Below are 13,246 nucleotides of genomic sequence, written 5' to 3' on the forward strand. Positions count from 1 at the left end.
GGTCAATGAACCTGTCCGGTCCGGGCCCCGCAACCCCAGCCGTCATATTCGACGCCGCAGAGGATTTCGATCTGGAGGCATTTCTTGGTCAGGGCGCGGATCGATTGTTCATCGACCGGCTGCTCGCATTCGAGGAAGAGGAACAGGTCGCCATCCTCATCCTCTTCGCGGTCGAGTTCGACAAAGCCGAACTGGCTGGCGATGGTGAGAACACGCTCGAAATCCTTTTCGCTGCCCTTGAAGCTCACATCGACCGGACGCGACAAACGCGCCACGTCGCCATTCGCGGCGAGATTGGCGAGGACTTGCCTATCCGCCTCCCACTCTGCCGCGAGGCGGGCTTCGTCAACCGGGGGCAGGTTTTGGCTCACTTAAGCCCCTCAACGAAGCGCTGGAACAGGTAGAAGCTGTCCTGCGGGCCGGGCGAAGCTTCGGGGTGATACTGGACCGAAAAGGCCCTCTTGTCGGTCAATTCGATACCGCAATTGCTGCCGTCGAAGAGCGACACATGAGTCGGCTTTACGTTCGCGGGCAGCGTGTCGCTGTCCACCGCGAAGCCGTGGTTCATCGAGGTGATCTCGACCAGCCCATCCTGAAGGCGCTTGACGGGGTGGTTCGCGCCACGATGGCCCTGGTGCATCTTGACCGTCTTGGCACCAGCGGCGAGCGCCAGCATCTGGTGGCCGAGGCAGATGCCGAAGACCGGCTTGTCGGCTTCCAGCACCTTCTTGATGACGGGCACGGCATATTCGCCGGTCGCGGCCGGATCGCCGGGGCCGTTCGAGAGGAAGACGCCGTCGGGCTTTTGCTCCATCACCTGCTCATAAGTGGCGGTGGCGGGGAGAACGGTGACGCGGGCGCCGGCCTTTACCAGGTTGCGAAAGATGTTGTTCTTCGCGCCATAGTCGATGGCGACGACATGGGGGCGATCGTCTGCCGCCTCATCCTTGCCGTAGCCATGCCCAAGTTTCCACACGCCGTCTTTCCAGAGGCGGCTTTCTTTCCCTGAGACTTCGATGGCGAGGTCCATGCCTTCGAGGCCGGGCCAGTTGGCGGCCTTCTCCGCGAGGGCGGCGAGGTCGAAATTACCTTCCAGGTCATGGGCGATGACGACGTTGGGCGCGCCCTTCAGGCGGATCATGCGGGTGAGTGCGCGGGTGTCTACGCCGGAGAGGCCGATGCGGCCATTTTCGCGCATCCACTGGTCGAAGGGTTCGACGTTGCGGAAATTGCTGGGCTCCGTCACATCCTGCCGCACGACGCAGCCTAATGCGAAGGGGTTGTCCGCTTCGACGTCATCCAGGTTCGTGCCGACGTTGCCGATATGCGGGAAGGTGAAGGTGACGATCTGCCCGGCATAGCTGGGGTCGGTCATCACTTCCTGATAGCCGGTCATGGCGGTGTTGAAGCAGAGTTCGCCCACCGCTTCGCCGACAGCGCCGAAGCCGCGGCCAAACACCGCGCTGCCATCGGCGAAAACCAATACCCCTGTCGCTCCTTTGGGCACGGTGAGGGTCTTGGCATCAGCCATGGTCTTAGCGTCCTTCATGCTTTTTGCGGGAACCCGTCTGCAGCGGGTTAAACGGCCGGTCACCTATGCTTGTGAGGCCCCGCGGTCAACCACTGTAAAAAATCTCTTTTGGCGTTATATCTGGTGTTTTCCAGCAGAACAGGATTCGTATCGCCATGATTCGCGAGCAGGTTAAGAGCGCCCAGGTCGAAGCCATGAAGGCGGGGGACAAGGAACGCCTGGCCGCTGTGCGTTTGATCCTGGCGAAGCTGAAGGATCGGGATATCGAGCTGCGGACGGCTTCGAGCGTGCCGGATGACGATACGGTGGTCGTCGAGGTGCTGCAGAAGATGGTGAAGCAGCGGCGCGAATCGATCGAGATGTTCAAGAATGGCGGGCGCGATGAGCTGGCGGCGAAGGAGCAGGCCGAGCTGGCCGTGATCGAGAGCTTTCTGCCGCAGCAACTGAGCGAGGATGAGACGCGCGCCGCGATCGAAGGGATCAAGGCGGAAGTGGGCGCGGCCAGCGTCAAGGATATGGGGAAGGTCATGGCCGTCCTGAAGGAGCGGCATGGGGCGGTGATCGACATGAGCAAGGCCAGTGGGCTGGTGAAGGCGGCGCTTAGCTGACATTTAGAGGCCATGAGCCTCTCCCCCGCCTTCCTTGACGAACTGCGCATGCGGACTTCGCTGTCGACGCTGATCGGGCGGACGGTGAAGGTGCAGAAGGCTGGGCGCGAATATAAGGCGTGCTGTCCTTTTCATAATGAGAAGACGCCGAGCTTCACCATCAATGATGAGAAAGGCTTTTACCACTGCTTTGGCTGTGGGGCGCATGGGGACGCGATCCGGTGGATGACGGATCAGCGCGGCCTGCCCTTCATGGAGGCGGTGAAGGAGTTGGCAGCGGCGGCGGGCATGGATGTGCCTGCGCCCGACCCTCGCGCGGCGAAGCGGGCCGAGCAGGCAAAGGGGCTGCATGACGTCATGGCGGCGGCGCAGGCTTTGTTCGAGGAGCAGCTTGGCGGGATCGAAGGGGCCGAGGCTCGGGAATATCTGAAACGGCGCGGGATTAGCGAGGCGACGCGGCGGGCTTTTGGTTTTGGCTTTTCGGCGGATTCGAAGGGCAAGCTGAAGGGCGCGCTGAACGAGTTTGCCGAGCCTATGCTGATCGAGGCGGGGTTGCTGATCGATCCGGATGGTGAGCGCGACTCTTACGACCGGTTCCGGGGGCGGCTGATGCTGCCGATCCGGGACATTCGCGGGCGGGTGATTGCCTTTGGCGGGCGAATTTTGGGTGCGGGTGAACCCAAATATCTGAACTCGCCGGACACGCCGCTCTTCGACAAGGGACGGACGCTCTACAATATTGACCGCGCTTCTCCGGCGAGCCGCCAAAGCGGGCGGGTGATCGTGGTCGAAGGCTATATGGACGTGATCGCGCTCGCGCAGGCGGGCTTTGGCGAGGCGGTGGCGCCGCTGGGCACGGCGCTGACGGAGCATCAGATCGAGCGGCTGTGGAAGATGGTCGATGTGCCGCTGCTTTGCTTCGATGGCGATGCGGCGGGGCAGAAGGCGGCCATCCGGGCGGCGACGCGGGCTTTGCCACTGTTGAGGCCGGGGATGAGCCTGGCCTTTGCTACGCTGCCGTCAGGGCAGGACCCGGACGATCTGATCCGGGCGGAGGGACCGGGCGCGATCGAGCGGGTGCTGGATGCGGCGGAACCGCTGGTGGAGCGGCTATGGGCTTATGAGCAAAAGGCGGCCCCCCTTGATACGCCGGAGCAGCGGGCGGCGCTGAAGCAACGGCTGCGGGCGATCACCGACGCGATCGCGCATCCGGACGTGCGGGCGCATTATGTGCAGATATTCCGCGAGCGTTACGACGCGCTGTTCTTCGCGCGGGCGGCGCAGGCTGGCGCACCCCGGCATCAGCGCGGGACAGGTACGCGGCAAGGATGGCAGCGCGATCGGCGCGGGAACTGGAAGCCTCCCCTGCCCCCGGTCGGGAACGAAGCGCGGGCTATCGGCGTCAGCGGCATGGAGCAGCGGCTGCTGCGCGCGGTTCTGGCGAGTTTGCTGCGGCACCCCGAGCAAATCGTGCTGCACCGGGAGATGCTTTCCGCGCTGCATATCGGCGATTCGGCACTGGGCGAACTGATGCGCGCAATGATTGCCGCATCGTTCCGGCAAGAAACAGTTGAAACAGAGGGCCTCCTTACCATATTGGGCCAAGGTGAAGTGTATAATATGGCGAAGGGGATGCTCCGGGCCGACACGTTCACATTCACCCCCAGCAGGATGAAGACCGATCCCGGTCGCGTTTCGCGCGACCTGGAGGAAGCTATTCGGGTGATGGCGCAAGGACCGGAGTTGGAGACGGCGCTGGCGGAAGCCACGAGGCGGGCGAAGGAAGACCTCAACGAGGAAACCTTTGCCGAGCAGCAGCGGATCCAACGGTTGAAAATGGATCATGACCAGCGCCTGGCGGAACTGGCGCAGTCCGAAGATATTGTTTGATAGATCGTCCCCGGGCGGGACGATGGAGCTAAGGCGAATAAATGGCGAGCAAGGCGACAGGCAAGGGTGCGGGCGAGGATGTGGATAGCGGCGATGCGCCGCTCCTTGATCTGAACGAGGCTTCGGTCAAGAAGCTGATCGCGCGTGCCAAGAAGCGCGGCTACATCACCTATGACGAACTGAACGATGCCCTGCCGCAGGACCAGATGTCCTCCGAGCAGATCGAGGACATCATGGCCGCGCTCAACGAAATGGGCGTGAACATCGTCGAGAATGAGGAAGCCAGCGAAGACGGCGACGAGCAGCGCGAGCGCGAGGATGCCGAAGACGCCGAGGATGATTCGGGCGATGACGATGGCGCGCCCAAGCTCGTCACCGAAAAGAAGAAGGAGACGGTCGATCGCACCGACGACCCTGTGCGCATGTATCTGCGCGAAATGGGTGCCGTCGAACTGCTCAGCCGCGAGGGCGAAATCGCCATCGCCAAGCGTATCGAGGCTGGCCGGGACACGATGATCCTGGGGTTGTGCGAAAGCCCGACGACCTTCAACGCGATCATCGAATGGTCGACCGCCCTCAACAATGGCGAAATGCAGCTGCGCGAGATCCTGGACCTCGATGCGATGCTTTCGAAGGACCCTGCTCCGGAAAATCTGGAGGAAGGCGCCGAGGACGATGACGGGGAGATCAGCGAGAAGACCGCTGGCCCGAGCTTCAAGGAAGAAGAAGAGCCAGAGGAGGAATCGGCCGATTCGGACGAGGACGAAGACGGCCTGACCGAGCGCCGAGCCCGCCGGGTGGAAGAGGAAGAGGAGGAAGACAACACCCTCTCCCTCGCCCAGATGGAAGAGACGCTGAAGCCGATGGCGCTGGAGAAATTCGCGACCATCACCGAAATCTTCCGCGCCTTCTCCAAGGCGCAGGAATCGCGCATGGCCGCCATGGCCAATGGCGAGACGCTAAGCCAGAAAGCGGAGGACGATTATCAGGAATTGCGCGAGCAGCTGACCGCCGAGGTCGAGAGCGTCCAGTTCCACCAGCAGAAGATCGAATATCTGGTCGATCAGCTTTATGCCTATAACCGGCGTCTCAATGCGCTTGGCGGGCAGATACTGCGCTTGGCTGAACGGCACAAGGTAAGCCGCAAGGACTTCCTCGACCGCTACAAGGACCATGAACTGGACGACGCCTGGCTCGATAAGGTGCAGGGCCTCGACAAGAAGTGGGCGGCCTTCGCTGCGGCGGAGGGTCGTGCGGTCGAGCGCATCCGTAACGAGGTGAGCGAAATCGCGCAGGCGACCGGCATGTCGCTGGGCGAGTTCCGCCGCATCGTCAACATGGTTCAGAAGGGCGAACGCGAAGCACGTATCGCGAAGAAGGAAATGGTGGAGGCGAACCTGCGCCTCGTCATCTCCATCGCTAAAAAATATACGAACCGCGGCCTGCAATTCCTTGATCTCATTCAGGAAGGCAATATCGGCCTGATGAAGGCGGTCGATAAGTTCGAGTATCGGCGCGGCTACAAGTTCAGCACCTATGCGACCTGGTGGATTCGTCAGGCGATCACCCGATCAATCGCGGATCAGGCGCGGACCATCCGTATTCCGGTCCATATGATCGAGACGATCAACAAGCTGGTGCGCACGTCCCGCCAGTTCCTGCACGAGCAGGGTCGCGAGCCGACTCCGGAGGAAATGGCCGAGCGCCTTTCCATGCCGCTGGAGAAGGTGCGTAAGGTGATGAAGATCGCCAAGGAGCCGATCTCCCTCGAAACGCCGATCGGCGACGAGGAGGATTCGCATCTGGGCGACTTCATCGAGGACAAGAACGCCATCATTCCGGTGGATGCCGCGATCCAGGCGAACCTAAAGGAAACGGTGACGCGCGTTTTGGCTTCGCTGACGCCGCGCGAGGAACGCGTGCTGCGCATGCGCTTTGGCATCGGCATGAACACCGACCATACGCTGGAGGAAGTGGGCCAGCAGTTCAGCGTGACCCGCGAACGTATCCGCCAGATCGAGGCAAAGGCGCTGCGCAAGCTCAAGCATCCGAGCCGCAGCCGCAAGATGCGCAGCTTCCTCGACCAATAGAGGTCGTTGCACGGCGAAACGAACAGAAAGGGCGGCTTCGGGCCGCCCTTTTTTTCGTCCCATAAACGGCTCTTTTACCTGAGCTTCCTATGGTGGCGGCTGACGGACATACTGGCGCGGCGGTCGCAGGGGTTATCATGAACGAAGCAGCAGTACGCCTGGTGACAGGCGACATTTCCCAGGTGATCGAAGCGCTGGTGGCGGCTGACGGCACGGCCGGTCATGCGCATGCGAGCAGCGCCCGCGCTGCGACGGGACGGGACGCGGCATTGAGCCTGCCAGACCTTGCGGACGCCGCACATTATCTCTGCCTGCTGCACGGGCGTCATCCTGGAGTGATCGATCATGCGGCAAACCGGTCTGCGGACGGCGCAGCGCGGAACTGGTTGGTGCAGGCTGGCGCGGCCTTTGCGCGGGAGCGGGCTTACCTGACGCAGGTGGCGGTCGCCTTGGGGCCGGTTCCCAGCACGGCGGGCCAGAGCGATTGCGAAGCGATCGTGAGCCAGCAGCGCCATGCTCTTGATATGTTGGCTCAGTCGGACAGGCGCGGCTGTGCCATGGGCGCCGCGATGGCGCTCGTGCTGGATTGGCAGGCGGTTCGCGGCGTGCTCGACATGGCTGCTATCCGGGTCGGGCTGGAACCCTATCCGACCGATTTGCCGAGCCGGGCCGAGACTTTCGCGATGGCGCGCGCGATCGGCGGAGACAGCGCGGCAGACCGCGCGATCCAGTTCGGCGCGCGGCAACTTCTCAGCCAGCAGCGCGGCCTTTGGGACTTGTTGAAAGCTCGGGCCGAGGTCCGGCGGCAGAAACAATAAGCGATTGCGGCCTGTGATCGCTTTCCCTACTCGGGTGCCAGTAGAGGAAAGCGAAGATTCATGCGGTTTGAAGGTACGGAAGACTATGTCGCCACCGACGACCTGAAGGTGGCGGTGAACGCAGCGGTGCTGCTGCGCCGCCCCCTGCTGGTGAAGGGTGAGCCGGGTACTGGCAAGACGGTGCTGGCGCAGGAAATCGCCAAGGCGCTGGACGCGCCGCTGATCGAATGGAACGTCAAATCGACGACCAAAGCCCATCAGGGCCTGTATGAATATGATGCGGTGGCGCGCCTTCGCGACGGCCAGCTGGGCGACCCGCGCGTCCATGACATCAGCAATTATATCCGCAAGGGGAAGCTGTGGGAGGCGTTCACCTCCCCCATCCTGCCCGTGCTGCTGATCGACGAGATCGACAAGGCCGACATCGAATTTCCCAACGATCTGTTGCAGGAACTCGATCGCATGGCTTTCCACGTCTATGAGACTGGAGAGACGGTCGCCGCGAAAGAGCGGCCGGTAGTGGTCATCACCTCCAACAATGAGAAGGAGTTGCCCGACGCTTTCCTGCGGCGCTGCTTCTTCCATTATATCAAGTTCCCCGACCGCGAGACGATGCAGGCCATTGTCGACGTGCACTTTCCCGGCATTCAGAAGATCCTGGTCAGCCGGGCGCTCGACCTCTTCTACGAAATTCGGGAGGTGCCGGGCCTGAAGAAGAAGCCTTCGACCAGCGAGTTGCTCGACTGGTTGAAGCTGCTGCTGAACGAGGACATGCCGCTGGACGTGTTGCAGGATCGCGACCCGACAAAGGCCATTCCGCCACTCCATGGCGCGCTGCTCAAGAATGAGCAGGATATCATGATGTTCGAGCGTCTGGCATTCATGGCGAGGCGGCAGGGACGGTAAGGACTGATTCGCGTTCCCCGACCCCTACCGCTTTTGGGAAGGGGCAAATGAGGGAGAGGCGTATGACACATGAAGCCGGGTGCCTGTGCGGGACGGTTCGCGTCCAGATCGATGCGGAACCGCTGGCGGCGCGTATGTGCTGGTGCAGGCTGTGCCAATATCTTGGCGGTGGCACCGCAACGGTAAATGTCTGCTTTCCGGCCGAGAAGGTCCAGACCAAGGGCGAGGTCCGTTGGCATGAGAGCATCGCCGACAGCGGCAACAGGATGCGCCGCGGCTTTTGCCCTCAATGCGGCACGCCCTTGTTCAGCATGGCCGAATCGCGGCCCCATCTGATCTTCATCAGGGCTGGCGCCCTGGATGATCCAGGCCTGTTGGCGCCTCAGGCGGTTATCTGGACGGAGGCGGCACCACATTGGGCGCATCTGGACCCGGAACTGCCACATTATCCGGCGCAGATTCCACCGGTCGCATAAAAGGCGCTTGCCTTCGCCCTGCGGTTCGGCTCAACCTTCCTTCCTGTATTTCATAGCCGCGACAAGACGGCGTGAAACGGGAAGGATGCCTATGCCGAAGCTCGCCCTGTCGCTCTTGCCACTCCTCCTGCTTCTGCCGGTGCCCGCATTGTCGCAGGATGCCGATGTGCAGGAGGCGTGGGCTACCAGCGAGGGCAGCCTTCGCGCACGGGCTGCGGGGATCAGCCTGCCTCAGACGGTCGCCGGACTGTCCTTGTCCAAGAGTGGAGAAGTCACAAACGGCGGCAAGGGAATCGACAATTACGCCCAATATCTGTCTGATGATGGCGCGGTTCAGGCGACCTTGTACGTCTATCTGCCAAGCTATGCGGGTGCGTCGATCGCCGCTTACATGACTGATCGCGCGGTGACGGATCGTTTCGGGCCAAAGACCCGCCGTACCGCTTATGAAGGCGTTGCGCTTCACGGCAAAGCCGGGCGTGCCATCCGGGCGGTTTATGATGATGCGGCGAACGGGGCGCTGACCACGGCGGCGGCTTTCGTCCAGTCTGGCCGCTGGCTTGTGAAGCTGCGCGTCACTGGTCCGAGCGAACGGCGCAGGGAGGTGCTGGCGGGGCTGGATGGGATGCTGAGCGGACTGCGCTTTGATGATGCTTCTGCCGTCCGGTCAATCTCTCCGGCGCGATTTGCGGACTGTCCGAAGGCAGACGACGGGGACGCGCGGCTTACCGCTTCGGGAGCCGCCACTGGGGCTGATGTGCAGCCTGTGCGGGAGGGCGCTGCGTCCTTCTGCATTCGTGGCCATGTGCAGACCAGTGAGGGCAGCTATGATGTTCTGGAGCAGCAGCGAGCGCACGGGGCTTCCGTGATCGTGCCGATCGACGATGCGGGCACGGTCATGGCCTTTGATCCAGCGAGCGGCGGACGCGGCTATCAGCTGTCGATGCATTCGGTGGGCGAAACGAAGCTTTACGGCGTTTATGACCGGGTGCCGAGTACCCGGCAGATCGCCCAGATTCTGGACGGCAAGGACCCTCAAACGGCTGAGGCGCGGGCGACTGCGGCCTATGCTGCCAGTGGCCAAGTCATAGTGCGCGAGGGCGCGACGAACTGAGGAAATCAGATGAGGTAGCCGACCTCGTACAGGCCCCAGCGGCGGCCTTCGAACGTCAGCGGCACGAACACGCTGCGAAGCGCGCGGTAGCGGCCTTCTCCAAGGTCCTGACGGTAAGTGAAGAGGAAGAAGTCGCCGTCGCCATCGAGCGCACGGCGGGTCTGGCTGTCCATGAAAATCTGCCGGTTGCGCGCATATTCCATGTTCCACGCTGCCTGCCCCGGCCGCTGGGGCTGGCTGCGCGATGAGATGTGCGTCGGCAGATAGCCGTTCATGTCGATCAGGCAGCAGCCGACGATCGCTTTATCCTGCGCTGTATGGCGGTCCAGAACTGGCCGGATGATGCTGTCTGCAAAGGCGGTGAAGCCATTTTCATATTGCGGCGGATCCGATCCCAGGACCGGACGGTAATTCTCGTCGAATAGAGCAGATGGCGTGAGCTCACCCGAAGCCAGAGCCACATTGATCATTCGCGACACCTCCGCCGCGCCATCTTCGGCATAGGCGATGTAGCGGCTGTCGCGGGTCCGGTGCCCGCCATGGGCGGCGGTGTTGAGCATGCCGTTCGCCATGCCCTCAAGCTGCTCAAGCTGGACCTTCGCCATTTCGACGCGCTGGGCGCTCTCGGCGGCGGACTCGCTGAAATTGGTGAGGCCCTGACGCAGCGCGCCCACGTCAGCGTCGGCTTCATTGGTGCAGGTTACGATGGCGTGAGAGCGTTCGCCGAACTGCGTCACGAGCGAGGCTATTTCCGCCATGGTGACGCTTAGCGTGTCGATATGCGCGCTGACGTCCCGGCCACGGCCGATATTTGCCTCGACGCCGCTGATCAGGTGACGCGCGTCGCGGTCCAACTGGCCGAGCTTGTCGCCGACCGATGCTGCGGACTCGCCTGCCTGTCCGGCGAGGCGGCGGATTTCATCTGCCACGACGGCAAAGCCTTGCGTCGCTTCGCCGCCACGTGCGGCTTCGATGGCGGCGTTGACGCCCAGAAGCCGGGTTTGACGAGCGATCGCGCCGAGTTGGTCGGATATGCCGCCGACCGTTTCAATCACTCCGAGGAACTGGCGCAGGCGCCCTTCCAAACCAGTGACATGATCGACGAGGCTGGCGACCTGGGCCAGGGATTGGGTGATCGCCTCGTGACCCTCCGCGATGATGCGGGCAGCGCGGCGCGAGGTGAGGCTGAGTTCCTCCGCCGCGACGACGCTTTCATTCTGGCTCCCCGCCAGAGCCTCCATGTTCGATTGCAGCTGCGTGAGCCGCTGCGAGTCGGCCTGAATGCGACGGGTAAGTTCGCCGAGGAAACCCGCCGTCTCGCTGCATTGCAGCGCAACGTCGCCCGACCGCTCGCCAAGGTCCGTCAATAAATGCTCATTTTCCAATGAGTGTCACCCCAACCGCCCGCTCTTGGATACTGCCCAGTTAACGATGCGATGCAACACTTAACATTTTCCCAACCATGCGCTGCCCCTTGCATCCGTAACGTGGCTGAAGGACAAGGCCGCCATCATGATGCTGAATTTTCTCGACGCGCTCAGGGCCGCGGGCATTCCTGCCGGCATCAAGGAGCATCTGCTTCTACTGGAGGCGCTGGATCGTGACGTCATCGGGCAGAGGCCGGAGGAATTCTATTATCTCGCGCGGGCGACTTATGTGAAGGACGAGGGACTGATCGACCGGTTCGATCAGGTCTTTGCGAAGGTCTTCAAGGGCGTGTTGGACGCGAGCGGCGTCGAGGCCGACATTCCTGAGGAGTGGCTGCGCCTGGTCGCGGAGAAATATCTGAGCGCCGAGGAAATGGAGAAGATCAAGTCGCTGGGCAGCTGGGACGAGATCATGGAGACGCTGAAGAAACGGCTGGAGGAGCAGAAAGGACGCCATCAGGGCGGCAACAAATGGATCGGCACGGGCGGAACATCGCCGTTCGGCCATGGCGGCTATAATCCTGAAGGCATCCGCATCGGCGGCGAGAGCAGGCACAAGCGCGCGATCAAGGTGTGGGAAAAACGCGAGTTTCAAAATCTCGACAGCAGCAAGGAACTGGGCACGCGCAACATCAAGGTGGCGCTGCGACGGCTGCGGCGCTTCGCTCGCGAAGGTGCGGCGAGCGAACTCGATCTGGAAGGAACCATCCGGGGGACGGCCCGGCAGGGATGGCTGGACATAAGGATGCGGCCCGAGCGGCATAATGCGGTCAAGCTGCTGCTGTTCCTGGACGTTGGCGGATCGATGGACCCGTTCATCCGGCTTTGCGAGGAACTGTTTTCCGCCGCGACGACCGAGTTCAAGAACATGGAGTTCTTCTACTTCCACAACTGCCTTTATGAGGGCGTGTGGAAGGACAATCGCCGCCGCTTTTCAGAGCGTATCCCGACCTGGGATATCCTGCACAAATATGGCCATGACTATAAGGTCATCTTCGTCGGCGATGCAGCGATGAGCCCTTATGAGATCAGCTATCCGGGCGGTTCGGTAGAACATATGAACGAAGAACCGGGCGCGGTGTGGATGAGCCGATTGCTGCATACCTATCCGGCGGCCGTGTGGCTGAACCCGACGCCTCGCGACCATTGGGACTATAGCCAATCGACGCGGATGATCCGGGAGATCATGAGCCAGCGCATGTATCCGCTGACGCTAGAGGGCATCGATGAAGGGATGCGGGAGCTGACCCGCAAGCGGTGAGTGGCGTCAGGCCGGATCGAAGAGAACGCCGCCCGTCATCGGGACAGGCACGCCGGTGGTGCCGGGAAAGCTGATCGGCAGGGATTTGAGACGGCGCACAGCCATATAGGCAAAGCCCTGCGCTTCAAGGGCGTCGCCGTCCCAGCCGAGATCATCGACCGGGCGCACATCTGCATGGGTGAATGCCGACAGCATTGCCATCAGGGTCGCATTATGGCGGCCGCCTCCGCCGACATAGATGGCGGAAGGCGGGGATGGGAGGTGATCAAGCGCGCGTGCAACCGCTTTAGCAGTGAAGGCCGTCAGCGTTGCGGCTCCATCCTCGAGTGAAAGGCCGCGCATCGTGTCGAGTGTGAAGGCTTCGCGGTCGATGCTCTTGGGCGGTGGCAGATCGAACCAGGAGTCGGCCATCAAGCTGGCAAGCCGGGCCTCATCGATCTGCCCCTTGGCCGCCGTGACGCCATTTTCGTCGAAGGGCTTGCCGCTATGGGTCTGCATCCAATTGTCGATCAGGCCACTTGCCATGCCAGTGTCGAACGCGAGGAGGCCGCCTGCCTCTCCGATCGCGGTGATGTTGGCCACGCCGCCAAGGTTCAGGATTGCCACAGGCTTCGGCAGGCCGCTTGCCAAGGCGCGGTGATAGACCGGCATCAGCGGTGCCCCCTGCCCTCCCGCTGCAACATCGGCGCTGCGGAGGTCGCCAACGACGGGTATACCAAAAGCGCCTGCCAAGGCGGCGCCATCGCCGATTTGCCACGTCCAGCGCCATTCTGGCCGATGGGCGACGGTATGGCCATGAAACCCGATAACGGCGATATCCTGAGCGACATGACCGCTGCGCGCGAGAAGGTCCGAAACGGCCTCCACATGAAGCTCGGTGAGTTCTCCTTCCACGGACTGGATGAGAGGCTCGAAGCCCGGCTTGTCCATCGCCATGGCGCGCTGGCACGCTTCGGCCAGGCGGATGCGGAAGCCATCGAGGTAGGGCATGGCGTGGAACGCGACGGGTTTGCTGATGCCCTCTCCGTCGGTTTCGATGAGCGCGGCGTCGATGCCGTCACGCGACGTGCCCGACATGAGGCCGATCGCCAGCATGGGTTGGGTCTGGGTCACTGCTTCCTTCCT

Annotated in this window: 12 protein-coding genes; 8 read left to right on the plus strand and 4 right to left on the minus strand. The window is 62.4% G+C overall.

The annotated features are described in order from the left end of the window. Window positions 1-2 precede the first annotated feature (2 nt). Complete coding sequence (locus NCHOL11_RS07020) at window positions 3-371, minus strand: ribonuclease E inhibitor RraB (protein ID WP_097091665.1); 369 nt, start codon at window positions 369-371, stop codon at window positions 3-5. Further along, a complete protein-coding gene (gene carA / locus NCHOL11_RS07025; RefSeq protein ID WP_097092791.1) occupies window positions 368-1,531 on the minus strand; it encodes a glutamine-hydrolyzing carbamoyl-phosphate synthase small subunit in 1,164 nt (387 codons plus the stop codon). Before carA ends, NCHOL11_RS07020 begins: the two co-directional genes overlap by 4 nt. A 155-nt stretch (window positions 1,532-1,686) precedes the next feature. Here carA and NCHOL11_RS07030 point away from each other — a divergent pair, with 155 nt between their 5' ends. From NCHOL11_RS07030 to NCHOL11_RS07060, 7 genes are all read left to right on the plus strand, one after another. Next, window positions 1,687-2,139, plus strand: a complete 453-nt coding sequence (locus tag NCHOL11_RS07030) for a GatB/YqeY domain-containing protein (RefSeq protein ID WP_097091666.1) — start codon at window positions 1,687-1,689, stop codon at window positions 2,137-2,139. A 12-nt stretch (window positions 2,140-2,151) separates the two neighbouring features. Beyond that, complete coding sequence (gene dnaG / locus NCHOL11_RS07035) at window positions 2,152-4,029, plus strand: DNA primase (RefSeq protein WP_097091667.1); 1,878 nt, start codon at window positions 2,152-2,154, stop codon at window positions 4,027-4,029. Between the two features lie 41 nt (window positions 4,030-4,070). Beyond that, complete coding sequence (gene rpoD, locus NCHOL11_RS07040) at window positions 4,071-6,119, plus strand: RNA polymerase sigma factor RpoD (protein ID WP_097091668.1); 2,049 nt, start codon at window positions 4,071-4,073, stop codon at window positions 6,117-6,119. A gap of 137 nt (window positions 6,120-6,256) precedes the next feature. Then, on the plus strand, window positions 6,257-6,937 hold the full coding sequence (locus NCHOL11_RS07045; protein WP_097092792.1) for a DUF6975 family protein: 681 nt from the start codon (window positions 6,257-6,259) through the stop codon (window positions 6,935-6,937). A gap of 60 nt (window positions 6,938-6,997) precedes the next feature. Then, window positions 6,998-7,843 carry an AAA family ATPase gene (locus NCHOL11_RS07050; protein ID WP_097091669.1) on the plus strand — a complete coding sequence of 282 codons (846 nt, stop codon included), beginning with the start codon at window positions 6,998-7,000 and terminating at the stop codon, window positions 7,841-7,843. Window positions 7,844-7,905: 62 nt separating this feature from the next. Further along, window positions 7,906-8,319: a GFA family protein gene (locus NCHOL11_RS07055; protein WP_097091670.1), complete on the plus strand. Its 414-nt coding sequence runs from the start codon at window positions 7,906-7,908 to the stop codon at window positions 8,317-8,319. Window positions 8,320-8,410: 91 nt separating this feature from the next. Then, window positions 8,411-9,433, plus strand: coding sequence for a hypothetical protein (locus NCHOL11_RS07060; RefSeq protein WP_097091671.1), 1,023 nt, complete (start codon window positions 8,411-8,413; stop codon window positions 9,431-9,433). A gap of 5 nt (window positions 9,434-9,438) precedes the next feature. On the opposite strand, the gene NCHOL11_RS07065 is transcribed toward NCHOL11_RS07060, so the two are convergent. Next, a complete protein-coding gene (locus NCHOL11_RS07065; RefSeq protein WP_097091672.1) occupies window positions 9,439-10,818 on the minus strand; it encodes a methyl-accepting chemotaxis protein in 1,380 nt (459 codons plus the stop codon). A 127-nt stretch (window positions 10,819-10,945) separates the two neighbouring features. Here NCHOL11_RS07065 and NCHOL11_RS07070 point away from each other — a divergent pair, with 127 nt between their 5' ends. Continuing rightward, on the plus strand, window positions 10,946-12,121 hold the full coding sequence (locus NCHOL11_RS07070) for a vWA domain-containing protein (RefSeq protein ID WP_097091673.1): 1,176 nt from the start codon (window positions 10,946-10,948) through the stop codon (window positions 12,119-12,121). Window positions 12,122-12,127: 6 nt separating this feature from the next. Here NCHOL11_RS07070 and NCHOL11_RS07075 read toward each other — a convergent pair whose 3' ends face one another. Further along, the gene (locus NCHOL11_RS07075; RefSeq protein ID WP_097091674.1) at window positions 12,128-13,216 is read right to left on the minus strand and encodes an anhydro-N-acetylmuramic acid kinase; all 1,089 of its coding nucleotides are present in this window, start codon (window positions 13,214-13,216) and stop codon (window positions 12,128-12,130) included. Window positions 13,217-13,246 lie beyond the last annotated feature (30 nt).

This window comes from Novosphingobium sp. Chol11 (genome assembly GCF_900218065.1).
GTDB lineage: Bacteria > Pseudomonadota > Alphaproteobacteria > Sphingomonadales > Sphingomonadaceae > Sphingobium > Sphingobium agri.

Bases quoted from the DNA above. Each gene is read 5' to 3' on its own strand.
- carA (WP_097092791.1), bottom strand. From the start codon at position 1,531: ATGGCTGATGCCAAGACCCTCACCGTGCCCAAAGGAGCGACAGGGGTA.
- NCHOL11_RS07030 (WP_097091666.1), top strand. From the start codon at position 1,687: ATGATTCGCGAGCAGGTTAAGAGCGCCCAGGTCGAAGCCATGAAGGCG.
- dnaG (WP_097091667.1), top strand. From the start codon at position 2,152: ATGAGCCTCTCCCCCGCCTTCCTTGACGAACTGCGCATGCGGACTTCG.
- rpoD (WP_097091668.1), top strand. From the start codon at position 4,071: ATGGCGAGCAAGGCGACAGGCAAGGGTGCGGGCGAGGATGTGGATAGC.
- NCHOL11_RS07045 (WP_097092792.1), top strand. From the start codon at position 6,257: ATGAACGAAGCAGCAGTACGCCTGGTGACAGGCGACATTTCCCAGGTG.
- NCHOL11_RS07050 (WP_097091669.1), top strand. From the start codon at position 6,998: ATGCGGTTTGAAGGTACGGAAGACTATGTCGCCACCGACGACCTGAAG.
- NCHOL11_RS07055 (WP_097091670.1), top strand. From the start codon at position 7,906: ATGACACATGAAGCCGGGTGCCTGTGCGGGACGGTTCGCGTCCAGATC.
- NCHOL11_RS07060 (WP_097091671.1), top strand. From the start codon at position 8,411: ATGCCGAAGCTCGCCCTGTCGCTCTTGCCACTCCTCCTGCTTCTGCCG.
- NCHOL11_RS07070 (WP_097091673.1), top strand. From the start codon at position 10,946: ATGATGCTGAATTTTCTCGACGCGCTCAGGGCCGCGGGCATTCCTGCC.
- NCHOL11_RS07075 (WP_097091674.1), bottom strand. From the start codon at position 13,216: ATGCTGGCGATCGGCCTCATGTCGGGCACGTCGCGTGACGGCATCGAC.